Annotated in this window: 14 protein-coding genes; 4 read left to right on the top strand and 10 right to left on the bottom strand. The window is 57.1% G+C overall.

All coding sequences use genetic code 11. The annotated features are described in order from the left end of the window. Positions 1–17 precede the first annotated feature (17 nt). From H598_RS25110 to H598_RS0120195, 5 genes are all read right to left on the bottom strand, one after another. Positions 18–1,697, bottom strand: coding sequence for a flotillin domain-containing protein (locus H598_RS25110; RefSeq protein WP_035416334.1), 1,680 nt, complete (start codon positions 1,695–1,697; stop codon positions 18–20). Further along, positions 1,697–2,362 (bottom strand): OB-fold-containig protein, encoded by a 666-nt coding sequence (locus H598_RS0120180; RefSeq protein ID WP_028114622.1) that lies wholly within the window; start codon positions 2,360–2,362, stop codon positions 1,697–1,699. Before H598_RS0120180 ends, H598_RS25110 begins: the two co-directional genes overlap by 1 nt. Positions 2,363–2,367: 5 nt before the next feature. Next, a complete protein-coding gene (locus H598_RS0120185) occupies positions 2,368–3,033 on the bottom strand; it encodes a PspA/IM30 family protein (protein WP_028114623.1) in 666 nt (221 codons plus the stop codon). Then, the gene (locus tag H598_RS0120190; protein WP_156897124.1) at positions 3,026–3,520 is read right to left on the bottom strand and encodes a hypothetical protein; all 495 of its coding nucleotides are present in this window, start codon (positions 3,518–3,520) and stop codon (positions 3,026–3,028) included. The genes H598_RS0120185 and H598_RS0120190 overlap by 8 nt, the downstream gene beginning before the upstream one ends. A 229-nt stretch (positions 3,521–3,749) precedes the next feature. Further along, the gene (locus H598_RS0120195) at positions 3,750–4,445 is read right to left on the bottom strand and encodes a tellurite resistance TerB family protein (protein WP_028114625.1); all 696 of its coding nucleotides are present in this window, start codon (positions 4,443–4,445) and stop codon (positions 3,750–3,752) included. Between the two features lie 404 nt (positions 4,446–4,849). Between H598_RS0120195 and H598_RS0120200 the strand changes: the two genes are divergently transcribed. After that, complete coding sequence (locus H598_RS0120200; RefSeq protein ID WP_028114626.1) at positions 4,850–6,583, top strand: hydrogenase maturation protein; 1,734 nt, start codon at positions 4,850–4,852, stop codon at positions 6,581–6,583. An 84-nt stretch (positions 6,584–6,667) separates the two neighbouring features. Beyond that, on the top strand, positions 6,668–7,048 hold the full coding sequence (locus H598_RS0120205; RefSeq protein WP_028114627.1) for a DUF2127 domain-containing protein: 381 nt from the start codon (positions 6,668–6,670) through the stop codon (positions 7,046–7,048). On the opposite strand, the gene H598_RS0120210 is transcribed toward H598_RS0120205, so the two are convergent. From H598_RS0120210 to H598_RS0120230, 5 genes are all read right to left on the bottom strand, one after another. Beyond that, entirely contained in the window at positions 7,045–7,671 is a 627-nt protein-coding gene (locus H598_RS0120210) for a 3'-5' exonuclease (protein WP_028114628.1), read from the bottom strand. The genes H598_RS0120205 and H598_RS0120210 overlap by 4 nt on opposite strands. Positions 7,672–7,722: 51 nt before the next feature. After that, positions 7,723–8,643, bottom strand: a complete 921-nt coding sequence (locus tag H598_RS0120215; protein WP_211227335.1) for a YjjW family glycine radical enzyme activase — start codon at positions 8,641–8,643, stop codon at positions 7,723–7,725. Beyond that, the gene (locus tag H598_RS0120220; protein WP_051252909.1) at positions 8,634–10,184 is read right to left on the bottom strand and encodes a YjjI family glycine radical enzyme; all 1,551 of its coding nucleotides are present in this window, start codon (positions 10,182–10,184) and stop codon (positions 8,634–8,636) included. The genes H598_RS0120215 and H598_RS0120220 overlap by 10 nt, the downstream gene beginning before the upstream one ends. A 138-nt stretch (positions 10,185–10,322) precedes the next feature. Then, positions 10,323–12,287: a DNA topoisomerase III gene (locus H598_RS25115; protein ID WP_035416335.1), complete on the bottom strand. Its 1,965-nt coding sequence runs from the start codon at positions 12,285–12,287 to the stop codon at positions 10,323–10,325. A gap of 87 nt (positions 12,288–12,374) precedes the next feature. Then, positions 12,375–13,145: a TetR/AcrR family transcriptional regulator gene (locus H598_RS0120230; protein WP_051252910.1), complete on the bottom strand. Its 771-nt coding sequence runs from the start codon at positions 13,143–13,145 to the stop codon at positions 12,375–12,377. Positions 13,146–13,402: 257 nt separating this feature from the next. Between H598_RS0120230 and H598_RS0120235 the strand changes: the two genes are divergently transcribed. Next, complete coding sequence (locus tag H598_RS0120235; protein ID WP_028114632.1) at positions 13,403–14,926, top strand: flavocytochrome c; 1,524 nt, start codon at positions 13,403–13,405, stop codon at positions 14,924–14,926. A gap of 8 nt (positions 14,927–14,934) precedes the next feature. Then, a complete protein-coding gene (locus H598_RS0120240; RefSeq protein WP_035416337.1) occupies positions 14,935–15,309 on the top strand; it encodes a cytochrome c3 family protein in 375 nt (124 codons plus the stop codon). Positions 15,310–15,430 lie beyond the last annotated feature (121 nt).

Raw genomic sequence — 15,430 nt, forward strand, 5'->3', positions numbered from 1 at the left:
ACATCCCTTGCGAGGCGTTAGCTTTCTTTGGTCAACGCTTCAAGGCCCTGATCCAACCCGCACTCTTTGAGCAAACTGTCCACCAAAGGCGCCTGGGCACGATGCTTCAATGCACTGTTGACCAAGGCTTCCGGCAGGCTGCCCCCTTGATCAGACACACCACCACCGCCAACGCTTTGTTGACCATTGAGGCCATCGACACTGATGATCTTCATACCATCGATCTGCTCAAGCGGCTTGACACTTTCACGAATGATGGCCGGCAAGGCATCGTGCAGACTCAGGATGCGTTTCAGCGCAATCTGATTCTCGTTGAGCGCGTTCAGAGCCTCGTTCATCAGTCGAGTACCTTCGGCATCAATGCGATACTGCTCCTGACTGGCTTCGGCGCGAATCTTAGTGGAGGCTGCATCCGCTTCCGCTTCAATTTTTAGCGCTTCGGCCCGATCTTCCGCCGCAAATTTTTCCGCCTCGGCTGAGACTTTAACGCCGGTCGCCTGCTTCTCCGCTTCCTTCTGAGCCTCAATGATCTCAATCTGTTTATCCCGCTGAGCCACCTCGACCTGACGGGCGGTCATCACCTCTTCTTCCGCTTTCACCGCCTGAGCACGCGCCTGGTTCGCCTCTTTGTCGGCCAACGATTGCTGCTGAGACTTTTCAGCCACCGCGATGGCTCGATCCTGCTCAGCCAGCTCAACGGACTTCTGGCGGGTAATGTCCTGCTCAGACAACAGTCGATCCCGTTCAATCTCTTGAGTCTTCAGCTCCTGATCTTTGGAGATTTCCGCGGTTCGAGTCTGTTTCTCTGCCGCAATTTTGGCCTGTTCCACCTGGCGGGCAGCAGTAATCTCAGCTTCTTGAGCCTCACGTTGACGATCGTGTTGCTGCTTGGCAATTTCCGCTTTTTGCTGAGCTTCACGGATGGAAATCTCCCGTTGCTGCTCCAGCTGGGCATAGCGTTTCTGCTTGTTGATCTCCAACTTATCCTGCTCGGCACCGAGGTTCTTGCGCTCGATCTCGACCATGGTCTCCTGCTCAATGTCGTTGATCTCTTTGCGGCGCGCTTCCGTTGAGCGAGTCATCTTGGCCAGACCTTCGGCATCGAACACGTTGTCCTGAGTAAAGAACTCTTTCTTGGTCTGATCCAGTCCGGTCAGGGACACCGATTCCAGCTCCAGACCGTTTTTCAGCAGATCCTCACTTACTACCTGTTGCACCTTCTGAACAAACTGCGCTCGCTGCTCATGCAGTTCATCCATGTTCATTTCCGCCGCCACAGATCGCAGCGCATCGACAAACTTACCCTCTATCATGTCCTTTAGGGCGTCCGGGTGCATGGTACGACGGCCAAGAGTCTGAGCCGAGTTGGCGATGGCATCCAGGTCCGGCTTGACTCGCAGATAGAACTCGGCCAACACATCGACCCGCATGCGGTCTTTGGTGATCAGCGCTTGCATCTCTTTACGGCTGACCTCCAGTCTCAGGGTATTCATATTGACCGGAATCACTTCATGCAGCACCGGCAACACCATGGCACCGCTGTTCATGATCACCTTCTGGCCACCAAAGCCCGTTCGAACAAAGGACTGCTCCTTGGAAGAGCGCACGTACAAGCGGGAAAACACCACCCCGAGTAGCAGCAAGCACACGAAGGCGCTGCCGGCGACGGTGAGAATAAAAGAAAAATTTGTGGTCATTACTGAGACTCCATCTCATTCAAAAGAGAACTGCTTGGGGTTATTACTGAAAAATGTTGCCCGTGGTACTGCACCAACAATACCGACTCACCCTGGCGATAGCGGCTGTTCGGTTCGTCGGGCACCACCATGACGTAATGTTGGGTGCCGAAACGGTCTTTTACTCTGGCCTGAGCCGGAAAGTCAGCCTTGGCCTCACCGACGGTGATGACGCCGACGCAGCCGACAAGATCCCCTACCTCTACCACCTGAGAGGTGTCTGCCCCCACGTAGCGAGCCAACCTCGCGGCAAAAAAGCGGACAACCGGCAGGCTGGCAAACAACACCAGCGGGGAAAGCAGCCAACCGGATATCGACAGGCCCGCCAGTCCCAGAATCAGGTATTGAACGGTCAGCCCCAGAATGCCGAAGGTCGTCAGCAGCAAAATCAATAACATGATCGCCGGCACCTTGCCCACCAGTAGCCAACCAAGCAAGCGGGATACCGTCCCCTGCGGCATCTCGGCGCCATCGATGGACAGATCCAGGTCCGGCAACAGACTGTCGAGGAAAGCCGACACGCCAACACCAAGAACGGTTGCCACCCCTTCAAACAGAGCGATAAACAGCATCAACATCAGCGCAATGCTAAAAGGGGTGTTTTCCACGGCAAACAAAAAGGCCATTAGGATCAATCCTCGGCTGCAAGCTTGGCCTTGGCCAAGCGCTGGGCGATGGCACTCTTACGGGCCAGAGACTCCAGCTCCGCCAATTTCTGGTGGTCCTTACCTGCCCCTTGCTGACGGACACCGGTTTGCCGAGACAGGATCTTGTTGAAGGCACGCTCAGATTGCTCGGCACTCTGGGTGGGCGTGGTCGCTTGCGGCTGTCCGGATACCGACTGACTGCTCTGCTTCTGGGCTTCACGGAAGTCATTCAGTGCATTGAGCATCTCGCGTCGTTTTGCCAACAGCGCATCGATGTAGCCCTGAGTCTCGGTTAATTGATCACTCTTTTCGGACAGCAGGCGCTGCAACACCGGCAATTGAGCTTCGATGTCCATCTGCCTGGCGATGGCCACTTCCGCCAGATCATCCCGACCCGCGTCCAGTGCGGCGGTCAGACTCTCTGCCAGTTGATCATGCTCGGCAGATGCCTGTTGATACTGCTTGGCGGTCAGGTGCTTGGCGGCTTCCAACTTGCCGAGTTCCAGGCGTAATTCATCCACCGCCTGCTCCATCTCTGCAATGGCGCCTTCCATCGCCATTTCAGGCGCGGCGTCTTCCATGCTGTCGACCAGACTGTTAGCAGACGCCGTCACCAAACGGCCAATGCGACTAAAAATGCCTTCATTCATCTCGTTCATCCTTTTTATTCAGTTCCAGAAACAATGTCGCCAGGGCAGTCAGACTCTCAGTCTGTCCCTTGCTGGCGTCCTCATTCAGATAAGACGGAACCAGGTTCATTCGCAGCGTATGCTGCAACAGTTCCAGAGTTCGTTGCAGCGCCTGAGCCTCCATGGCCGACACTGGCATTGCCGGGTTGGTGCTGGCCAAGGGGGCGAGACTGGTGGGCAACCAACCGAGCAGGTGCGCCAGCAGCGGCGAGCCTTGGTCGGTCATGGCGTGGCTGAATACCCGCTCCCGGGCTGGTGCCAATAGATCTTCCACCACTTTGTAGGCCTGGTTTGGTGTCCGCTCGGTGCCATGGAAAATCCGGTACACCCGAATTAACTCACGCAGTTTGTCACTTTGGGTGTGAATCCCCTCTCCCTCTACCGACATCAACAGATCGAAGTCGGCATCGCTGAGCCGGGCACTGACTGGATGCTTGCGAGTCGTCATCGCCATTGCCTCAAAAATACGGTGTATTCATTTGTATACATCCCGCCCTCCACTGTCAACCAATGAGTCTAATTCACAATGAAATTTATTGATTTTTAGAACTAATCCCGTCAATTTTCGGCATAATTAACGGCAGGCACATCGACATTCAGCGATCTCAGCGCGTCAACCAGACAACAAAAAGCCCGGCAGATGCCGGGCTTTTTTATGGATGGGTACCGCTGTCGAGTTACGCTACCTGGGCCTCCAATTGAGCCACCAACTCCGGTGGCAACTGCAGCTGTTTCGCCAGTTCCTTCAGATAGGCCTGCTCCATGAAGTTCTGTTCATCCACCATCAACACCGAGGCCAGGTACACTTCCGACGCCTCCTGGGGAGAGCCAACAGCAGCGGCAATCTCGACCGGATCCAGCGGCTTATCCAGCTCTTGCTGCACAAAGGCGCTGACGTCAGCACTGGCTCCTATGGCCTGTACCGCCTGAAAAATGCGACTCTTTTCATCGTCATCCACATGACCATCGGACTTGGCCGCAGCGATCATCGCCTTAAGCACCACCATCGAATGCTGCTCCGTTTGTGGCGGTAATGCAGCCGTGGGCTGAGACGGCACCGCTTCAGGAGTCGAGGCAGACTGGGACTGTGGCTGCTGATTGGATTGCCAGTCGTTGAACACCTTAAAGGCCAACGCCCCCAGCGCCGCCGCCCCGCCCAGTTTGGCGGCCTTTTTCCCCATCTTGCGGCCCTTTTTCGACCCCACCAACATGGTCAACAGGCTGCCTCCCACGGCTCCACCGATGGCTCCCTTGGTCATGTCCGACATGCCGCTACCCCCACTGGAGCTGCTCTGCCCCATGCTGGTTTTCGCCTGTTGAGCCAGATCGCCGCCAGACGCCATCACCTGATTGAGTAGGCCTTTGAAATCCATTCTATTCCCCTTGTTTTTGTCACCTGTGCCATTAGAACCTGCCGGGCAGGCAAAGGTTCACCCATTCCACCTGCTCACCATCGAGACATTGAGCTTAAACGAGACCGAATGGGACTGTTAAGCAGACAGTTGTAACCGAACATTGACACCGACGCAGCTCGCCGGGTATCGACAGGCTCGAAGCTGAAGCTGGAGGCAGTTCACAATTTCCCATCACAACCACAACAAAACAATCATCAAAAATGCCACATTTGTGATCCTCGTGGGCTTTTGTCCATACCCAAGCGCCCAGGAATGGGTCACTATGTCGACCAGACTGCGGCAACGACTGCAACGCCAGTGCCGATTTCAGCCCAGGGCACCCATCGTGCTTTAGCACCACCTGTAACAACCAATGAGACAGCATGCGAATTTTACTGTTGGTCACCGCCTTTAATGGCCTCTCACAACGAATTCATCAGCAGCTTAGCCTGGAAGGGCACTGCGTCAGCGTGGTGTTTGCGACCCACGAACGGGAGCTTAGAAAAACCCTGAATCAGTTCCAACCCGAACTGATCCTGTGCCCATTCCTGAAACACCGGATTGCCGATGACATCTGGCAAAACTACCTGTGCATCATTATTCATCCCGGCATCACCGGCGATCGGGGCCCCTCGTCCCTGGACTGGTCAATTCTCGAGCAACAACCGAGTTGGGGCGTTACCGCCTTGCAGGCGGACCAGGAGATGGACGCCGGTGACATCTGGGGCAGCCAGCCGTTTCCCATGCGCTCGGCCCCCAAGGCCAGTCTCTACCGCCAGGAGGTCAGCACCGCCGCCGCCCTGTTGGTCACCGAATTAATGCAGCATCTGCGCCAGGGAGGGTTTGCTCCTCGCCCTTTGAACTACGCCGATCCCAGCGTCAAAGGCGAGCTGAAACCGCTGATTAAACAAGCACAGCGCCGCATCGACTGGCTCAAAGACGACACCGACACCGTCCTTCGCAAAATCCACGCCGCCGACAGCGTACCCGGTGTGCTGGATGAGCTCTGCGGCCTGGCGGTGCACCTGTATGGCGCCCACCGGGAGACGCAACTCACCGGGCCAAAGCCGAAATCGATCCTCGCCACCCGTCACGGTGCCATCTGCGTGGCCACCAAGGACGGTGCGGTCTGGATCTCTCACCTTAAACGGCAAAAGACCGACGACACCCTGTTCATCAAACTGCCCGCCACCTGGGTGCTGCAATCGCGCCTGCCCGATGTACCCGAAGCCGAACTGCCGCTGCTGCCAGACTATGATCCGAATCGTTTCAGCGAGATCAGCTACCTTCAGCAGGATGAGGTCGGCTATCTGTGGTTCAATTTTCACAACGGCGCCATGGGCACCGAGCAATGCCAGCGTTTACTGAGCGCCTATCGGCAAGCCTGTCAGCGGAACATTCGAGTGTTGGTGCTGATGGGGGGGGATGACTTCTGGAGCAATGGCATTCACCTCAATCACATTGAAGCCGCCGCCGATCCGGCGGCCGAGTCGTGGCAGAACATCAACGCCATCAACGATGTCGTCGAAGCCATTCTGCTCACCGACGACAAGCTGACGGTGGCTGCGGTCGGCAACAACGCCGGTGCCGGTGGGGTGATGATGGCGCTGGCCTGCGACACCGTGGTGGCCCGGGACGGCGTGGTGCTCAACCCTCACTATCAGTCGATGGGGCTGTATGGCTCAGAATACTGGACCTACACCCTGCCCAAGCGGGTTGGCGAAGCGATGGCACAGCAGTTGACCCAGGCTTGCTTGCCGGTGGGCAGCGCGCAGGCCCGGCAGCTGGGATTGGTGGATGAGGTGTTGCCTGGCACGATGGCTGAATTTCAGCGGCAACTGGCTGACTACGCAGTCACGATGGCAACGTCCGAGCTGTATCACAGCCGACTGCAGGCCAAGCGCCAGACTCGCCACCTGGATGAACAGCAGCGCCCCCTGGCCGATTTCCGGCGCCAGGAACTGGAGCAGATGCACCAGTGCTTCCATGGTTTTTTAAGCGACTATCACCGCCTGCGCTATGGTTTTGTCTATAAGATGTGCCCTCGGGTCACGCCGCCGAGGTTAGTCCATCCGCTCGCTCGCAAACGGCCGACCTCAGCGGTCCGCAGTCGCTGACGGCTCTCGACTTCGACAGCCGCATACCGATCCACACGCGCAACATGCTAGGGTAACAGGCTGGTTAGCTTAAGGAGTTCACCCTTGCTTCTGCCCCGTTTTTTGGCCCTGTGCACCGGCCTTTATGCCGGTATCGGCCTGGCGATAACAGTGGCCGGTACCGCCAGCCTGGCACCGGCTCTGGTCTATGCCACCCTGTATGGAGGACTGCCGCTGCTGGCCGCCATCGGCCTCTGGCGACAGCAACGCTGGGCGATGATCATGGCGCTGCTGCTGTTTGCCAGCCAGATCATCCGCCCGCTTGGGGCCGGGCTGGGACTGGCTTACTCCCCTCCGATCTCATTGGGCATTCCCATCTGGAGCACCACTCTGGCGCGAGGTTGGCTGCTGGATCTGTTAGCGCTGTTACTGACGCTGGCCCTTGGCTGGCTGCTGCGCCGCAGCGCACCGCAACCAGCGCCTTAACGCGCCAACGATGCCAGGTAGTGGTCGATTTTGGCCTTCGGGGTTTTAGCCAGCTTCTGCAACTGAGAGAATTGAAGTCCTGCCAGCCGGTGCCGCTGTTGCATCTCGTTGACCATCATCATCCACAAGCGGGCGGTCATTTCGGAATCGGCCAAGGCTCGGTGAAACACGCCATCGTTTTCGATCTGCCGGTAGGCCACCAGCGACCCCAGCTTATGGTTTGGCGCCTGCGGGTACCAGCGCCGGGCGATCAACATCGAGCAGGCAAACCCACCTTGGTAATTCCGACCGATGGCGGCCAGTTCGGCATCGAGAAAACGCTGGTCAAACGAGGCGTTGTGGGCCACCAGATTGGCTCCGGTAATAAAATCGGCAAACCGATCCATCACTTCAGCGCAACCTGGAGCAGCGGAGAGCATGGCATTACTGATGCCGGTGTAACTCTCGATGAAGCCACTGACCCGAAAGCCCGGGTTCATCAACTGCTGAAATCGATCCACCACCTGGCCCTGATGCAACTTAACCGCACCAATCTCGATGGCACGATCTCCCTGGCCCGGTGACAACCCGGTGGTCTCGAAATCCAGAACCACCACGGAATCGGCAGATTCAGCCGTAACCATACACACTCATCCAATCAACGTCGTTAAAGCCGGTCAGGATACCGGAGCCGGTCACTGGATCCCAGTTCTTCTGACCTCAATCCCCGCCTGAGTCAGTTGAGCGTCCAGCTGATCCAGCCGAGAAGCCAGGGTCGGTGGGTGGGTTTCAGCAAACTCCGGCCGCACTCCATGATGCTGAAAGCCGTTGAGGCGGATCGGAACCGGACTCTGTAGCTGCCGATGCAGCCGAATCAGTGCGGCAACTTCGGCGTCAGTATCATTGCAGCCGGCGATCACCAGCCAGCGCAACTCCTCGAGTTTATTGGCCTCGGCCAGCAAGCGAGCGGACGCCAATACCTGGTGGTTACTGCGTCCGGTTAAGCGGCGGTGCAGGCCATTATCCAGCGCCTTGATGTCCAGCATGACCCCGTCCACCCGCTGCAGCAGCGCCGGCCAGTGTTCGGCGGCCAGCAAGCCATTGGAGTCCAGCAACCGGGTCAAGGGTCGACAGGAGGGCGTTAGCGCCATGGCGTCACACAACCCCTGAATCCAGCGTCGCTGCAACGTGGCCTCGCCACCGGAAAAGGTGACCCCATCGAGCAGAAGCGCATTGGCGCTGATGCGGGCCAGCATTTGCGAATGAGTGAATCGCAGCGCCGCCGGATTGCCGCCTCTGGGGCAATGCGGCAGGCAGTCGTCGCACTGTTGGCACAGCGCAGGGTCGCAGCGCAGCGCCTTCCTTTGCCCCGAGCCGCGTACCAGAGTCAGCGCATCCTGGGGGCAGTGTGACACACAGTCGCCACAGTGATTGCACAGGCCGATGGTCTGGGGATTGTGGCAGCTGCCACAATCCATGTTACAGCCCTGAAAAAACAACACCATGCGACTGCCGGGGCCATCGACACAACTGAAATCCAGCACCTTGCTCAGCAGCGCCGTCGCCGGCTTTTGCTTTGGGACCGGTGCCAGCGGTGCCAATGCGGTTATTTCCACAGTGCCGCCGGGTGCTGCTCGTGGCTGATCACCCGCGCCTGACGCTCGAGAATTCCCACCACATCCACGGCCTCCGCCCCCAAGCAGGTGGAGTGGTGCCGCTCCGCCTGCTGACGGAACTTGTCGATGTCGGATTTCTTCACCATAAAACCGGTGACCCGAACCAAATCGTTATCGCTGAGGTTGGCGGTAAACATTCTCAGCCCCAGCCCCAGCCCCCCTTGGACCAGCCGGGTCAACGCGGTCGGATTGTGGCGTATGGTGGGATCAATGGCGAAGATGTCACTGATGCCGCCATCGAAGTAACGATGCATGGGGGCGCACACCTTGATGTGATTAAGGGTATCGGGTTCACTGCCGACCGGAATCCGGGTGCCGGCGGTTTCATCGGCGTCGCAGGAGATCCCGGACTGAGAGTGGAACACCAGCTTGCCACCGGCGCAATAGATCATGTCGATGGCGTCCACCTGCAATTGATAGGCGGCCACGATGCGCTGCCCAATCTCGGTGGCCTCGGCATCCAGCCCATAGCGCCCCGGCTTACCCTGATGATCCATCAATTGGTTCACCAGCTCCGCCAGGCCATAGATACCAAACATGGCGGTAAAGCGATCCAGTCGCACCAGCCCCTCCCGACACAGGAAATGAGACTGGAAGAAGCTGGACTCCTCCACCAGGAAGCGGATTCTGTGGGCCATGGCTTCGGCCATCTGCTCGGCACACTCAGACACCACCCGGCCAAGATAATCCTCGACACTGCCGTCACAACGGGCAAAGGAGGCACGCAGATTCAACCGCATCAGGGTATGAGAGCCACCGCCGATGGGCAGGGAGTTATAGCAGCTCACCACGCCGTAGTCGCCGTCAAAGTCGGCACCGATAAGCGGATGATTGGCGATATGAGGTTTATTGCAGGCGATGATGTTGTCCACCACCTGCTGCAGTAACTGCGGGGGCGTACACTGAGGGTCGTAGCGAAAGGTCAGGTTGGGCACCGACTGCTTGAGGCTGGCGTCCACCCTGAGGATCGCCCTGCCAACCCGGCTGTCTTCGGGGCCGATATTGGCATGCACAAAGGAGTCTGGCAGGGTGCGGTCGATCATTTGCCAGAACAGCCTCAGCTTCTTCTCCAGCTGGGCATCGGTCAGCGCTGAATCCACGAAAGGTTCCAACAACTGGTCCAACTGCCCCAGGAACACTGGGTAGCTGGTTACGGAAGGGACATGCTGATACAGGATAGTGAGAAAATTGATCGCTTCGTCCAGATCTTGCGGCGGCTCCAGCTCGAGAAACTCGCAGCCCTGGCGCATCGCCATGGCGTAATCTGGCAGGACGTAGCGAGGCTTATAAGGGGCGCTACTTTCAAACATGTCGTGAAACACCCCCTGCTCCAGTCCTTGCTGAATCTCGGTCGAAAACGCCGGTTCCGGCAGCATCGACTCCGCCAGCTGAGACAGGGCCAATTGCTTCTGGCTCTGAGTCAGATTGGATTGACGAATAAGGGAGAGGGCTTGCTGCTGAAACTGTTGGAGTTGCACCATGATTGGACCACTGCTTGTTGATTGTGACAGGACGGAGCTTTCGGTAGCGCCCGGACGACGATACCGACGTTCTCTAGCAGCATTCTGACCCTTTTCCAATGCGATTAGGAGTGCTCAGCTCACAAAGCCGGCACCGGACTAGGCCTTTCTTTTGCTGGCTGGCGAACGGCCCGAGGCCTTGCTTCGCCCACCCCGGCCCGCGGGAGATTTCCGCTTGCGTCGGGGTTTAGGCGCCTGCACGCCCCTTAACGACTCCGGCACATGCTGGCGCGCCTGCTCGACCAGGCGCTGCAGCTGTTGCTGCAACGGGTTCATAAAGCCCTGATAGCTTTGCTGACGCTCCCGTATCGCTTCCAGAGCCGCTTCCCATTGCGCGGTCATGTCCGGCGTGGTTGCCAGTTCAGGTAAACTGTCGATCAGGGCGCGACCGGCATCGGAGGCCTGAATCTGCTTACCTTGACGGATCAGAAACCCGCGCCGGAACAACAGCTCAATAATGCCTGCCCGGGTGGCTTCGGTGCCCAGACCGTCGGTCTCCTTCAAGATGGCCTTGATGTTCGGGTCGGCCACATGGCGGGCGATGTTGGTCATGGCCGCCAGCAGGGTAGCATCGGTGAAGTGCTTGGGGGCTTGAGTATGCTTCTCCACCACCTCCCCCTGCCGGCAGTGCAGCGACTGGCCCTGCTGCAGCACCGGCAACGATGCAGCCTGGTGTTCCTCTTCGGTCTCCGCCTTGCCTTCTTTGGCCGGAAACAGCGCCTTCCAGCCGGCCTCTACCGGCACCTTGGCGGCGGCCGTAAACACCCCGGTGCCGATGGTCACCGTTACCTTGGTCTCATCGAAGCGGTAATCCGGGTAAAACTGCAGTAAGTACTGGCGAGCAATCTGCTGGTAGATCTTCGCTTCGTCGGCACTGATGCGGGCACTGCCCTGCTTGCCGGTGGGAATAATGGCATGGTGGGCGTCGACCTTGGCATCGTTCCAGGCCCGGCTTTTGCGGTTCAAATCGGCGCCGGTCACCGCCTCCGCCAGTTCGTCACAGTGATGGGCCACCGCCTGACACACCTTGGGGGCATCCCGGTGTTGCTGTTTAGGCAGGTAGCGACTGTCGGACCTGGGGTAGGTAATGAGTTGATGGCGTTCATACAGGCTCTGACACAGATCCAGCACCTTTTGGGCGCTGAAGCCAAACCGTTTAGCGGCATCGATCTGCAGTGCCGACAGGTTATAGGGCAAAGGAGCCGACTGAGATTTGCGCTTCTTCTCCGCCTTGGTTACCTCCGCTGGCTGATCGGTAATGCGTTCGGCCACATTCTCCGCCAGCCGCTTCGACAGCACCCGCCCCTCTTCATCCTGGTAGGGCTGACAGGCCTCACTGGGTTGCCATTTGGCAGTGAACGGCTGTTGATCCTCGGTCACCAGCTGTGCCAACACGTCGTAAAAAGGGCGCGATACGAAATCGGCAATCGCCTTATCCCGGCGAACGACCAGCCCCAGCAGCGGCGTTTGCACCCGCCCCACCGACAACACGCCCTGATAGTGGACCTTTCGCCCCTGCAGGGTATAGGCCCGGGTCATGTTGATGCCGTACAGCCAATCGGCTCGCGACCTCGCCAGTGCCGATACCGACAGGGGCACAAACTCACGGTTTGGGCGCAGCTGCCCCAGCGCCCGGGTCACTGCCGCCGGCGTTAAATCGCTGACCAGCAGGCGCTGAACCTGCTGCTGCTTGGTGCGACTGACCTTGCAGTGATGAATCACCTCATCCACCAGCAACTGCCCTTCTCGGTCTGGATCACCGGCATGAATGAGCTGCTGCGCCTGCTTCATCAACTTACGCAACACCGTCAATTGTTTTTGGCACCCCTTGCGGGTTTTCAGCTGCCACTCCTCCGGCACAATCGGCAGATGCTGCTCCTGCCAGGATTGCCAGTGAGCCTGGTAATCACCGGGCTCAGCTTGCTCAAGCAAGTGGCCAACGCACCAACTGACGCAATCGCCGTTACCCAGCTCGATGTAGCCTTCATGGTTTTTGTGCGGTTTGGGCAGCACCGCCGCAATGGCGCGCCCCAGGCTGGGTTTTTCGGCAATGTAGAGTTTCATGGCGACACAGTAACTGTATGAATGAACAGTAGTGTAGCGAAAAGCGTTAAAGAGTGCGACCTGGGGATTCTGTGGTCGTCACCGACATTAAGAACGACGGCGAATTTTGAGGTTGGCGTCGAGGCACTTCTTACAGGACAACTTGGATTTTATCCCCTTTTCAATAAAACGAGCCACCCGCTCTCTTAATTGACGATACTGGTTTACCGTCACTTTTTCATTCCAGTTAAAGGAGTTAACAATGGCCAAAATGCACTCCATCTCAACATTTTCTCGCTGGTGCTCGACCATTTTATCAATCAACTTACTTTCATAGGCGGTCGATTGACCATACAGCTGGAAATAGATCATCTGCGCCAGTAACAGTGTCCGATCCGGCGTTTCATCCAGAGCCCCGTTGGCCTGAGCATCCAATGCCAACTCATGGATTAAATCAAAAAATCGATTGGCCCTGAGTTTAAAGCGATCCACTTTTTCGCAACTGGCGAGAGTCCAGACTTTGCTGTTTACCGACACCGATCTAAGTGACATGAAACTGCTGCTTTTAGCTACAGTTTCATAGGTGGTTAATATGGGGATAAGAAAGCGTTCCTGATAGCTAAGTGATTGTTCAGAATCTAAAATATCTGGGATATTATTGGACGTGGCGCTGCGAAGAAACAAACACAACAACACATCCTCCTTACTTTCAAAAAACTTGTATACCGAACCGGTAGAGCAGTTGGCCACCTTGGCAATATCTGAAAATTTAAACGAAATAATTCCTTGCTCTTCAATTAGTTGCTCCGCAGCATCCAACAGAATCTGGCATTTAATTTCCGCTTGTTGCGTATTGGGACAGTGCATAGTCAATGGCATTCCTGATTCAGTAATTCAAAATTACCTTTTCTTCAGAAATTTTGTTGTGACTCCTATCAACAATCCCCGTGGCCCAATTTTGTTTTAAAACAGACCTCCACAAAACCCACCATTACTCACAAAAGAGAAAAGTTCACGAGGGCAGTCATGAAACTCTTTTTCACCTCAGGCCTGGTGTGAGTCAGATCTCACTAACCCCATCACCGCATCGCCATAGTGACCGAAAAATTCGGATGACACACCGGGAGACCATCACAATGACCACCGATACCACCAAGCGAACAACGCTGAAAGCCCTGGGGGCGTTGTCTCTGGGCGCCACTCTGCCTTTTACCAGCCAGGCAGCCAGCTGCAGCGCCACTGACTCCACTCGCTGGGATGCCAGCTACGACATCATCTGCGTCGGCTCCGGCTTTACCGGACTGGCGGCCGCCATCGAAGCCAAGCGCCGCGGCGCCCAATCGGTATTGGTCATCGAGAAAATGCCATATTGCGGTGGCAACGGCGTGATCAATGCCGGCCAGGCCTGTTTCGCTAACACCCCGCTGCAAAACAAACTTGGCATCGAAGACTCCGCCGAGCTGATGGTCAGTGACCAGTTAAAAGCCGGCCGGGGCATCGCCGACCGGGCCCTGCTGGAGCACAATGCCAAGCTGGGTCCATATGCATTTCAGATGACTAAGGAATGCGGTGCCGTGTACCTGGACTTCTGCCAGCAACCAGGGGGCCACTCGGCACCACGAAGCCATCAGGTGGTTGAGCGTTCCGGAGCAGGCATTATTCGGCCCATGCTGGCCGAATGTGAAAAACAGGGCATCATCGTTAAAACCCGAGTCAAATTTGACGACCTGGTTTTCAACGAGCAAGGCCGGGTCAGTGGCATTCGAGTGATGGAAGGCCACTATCATGACCGCCCAGGTCTTGGCAAACCCGCCACTCTGCAAGCCACCAAGGGGGTGGTCATGGCCACCGGCGGCTTCACTCAGAACATCCGTCTGCGCATGGCTCAGGATCCAACGCTCACCAAAGAGGTGGTCAGCACCAACGCTCCGGGTGCAACCGGTGATGGCCTGATCGCCATGATGAAAGGCGGCGCCAATCCGGTGCACCTGGCCCACATTCAATCCGGCCCCTGGGCATCACCGGATGAAGGCGGCTTCGGCTACGCCCCCAACTACGCCATTTTCAACTTCCCCCACTCCATCGCCATCGATCTGATGACCGGTCGACGCTTCATGAGCGAACTGGCAGATCGGAAGACTCGCGCCGACGCCGAGTTGCAACGAAGGGATGCCGACGGCAATCCACTGCCGGCCATTTTGCTGACCGCCAAAGCCCACTCCAGCCAGAATCAACACAGCCTGGACAACGTACTGGAAGCCAAAGTGGGCTGGGAGTTTGACTCTTTGGAAGCCGTCGCCAGCCACTTCAACATTCCACTGGCACCTTTGAAAGCCCAGGTAAAGGAGTGGAACGACTACGTCACCCAAGGTAAGGATGCCCAGTTTGGCAAGCCGATGAACCTGACCCAGGGCAAGCAGATGTCCGCGCCCTACAGCGTCATCCGTCTGTGGCCCAAGGTGCATTACTGCATGGGCGGTGTGCAGATCAACACCAAGGCCGAGGTGATTGCCGCGGCCACCGGCGCGCCGATCCCTGGCCTGTACGCCGGCGGCGAAGTGGCTGGTGGGGTTCACGGCGTCAGCCGCCTCGGCGGTTGCTCCATTCCCGATTGTCTGGCCATGGGCATCACCGCCGCCCGCTCCATTATGAAAGCATGAGGTTATCCATGAACCGTTCCATTGTTGTTACTGCCGCCCTGGCCCTATCGCTGGCCGCTGGCGTCCATGCCGGTACTCTGACCAAAGCCGGCGCCAAGCAGGGCCGAAGCTACCACTTGAGCAACTACGAGATGGGCTGCAAGACCTGCCATGACCGGGGAATGCGCAAGCCGCCCTCCGATAGCCTATGTCAGGACTGTCACGATCTGGAGGAGTTGATAAACCAAACTTCCAACCATGAAAAACCGTGGAAGAACCCGCACAACAATATGCATTACGGCAAAAAAGTCCCTTGCATCGAATGTCACGGTGAACATCAACCTAAACAGCCGCTGTGCAGCAATTGTCACAACTTTGAGTTTAACAATTTCAAAGAAAATTAATCTCGATATATCTTTATTTACGGCCCCATTAAGGGGCCTTTTTATTTGTTGGCAAGAGGCATTTAATTTCGTTGCCAATTCTCATTTTTTCGTAGCATTTGAACTGGATCATGAAACTTTC

The organism is Ferrimonas kyonanensis DSM 18153 (assembly GCF_000425405.1).
GTDB classification, from domain to species: Bacteria; Pseudomonadota; Gammaproteobacteria; order Enterobacterales; family Shewanellaceae; genus Ferrimonas; species Ferrimonas kyonanensis.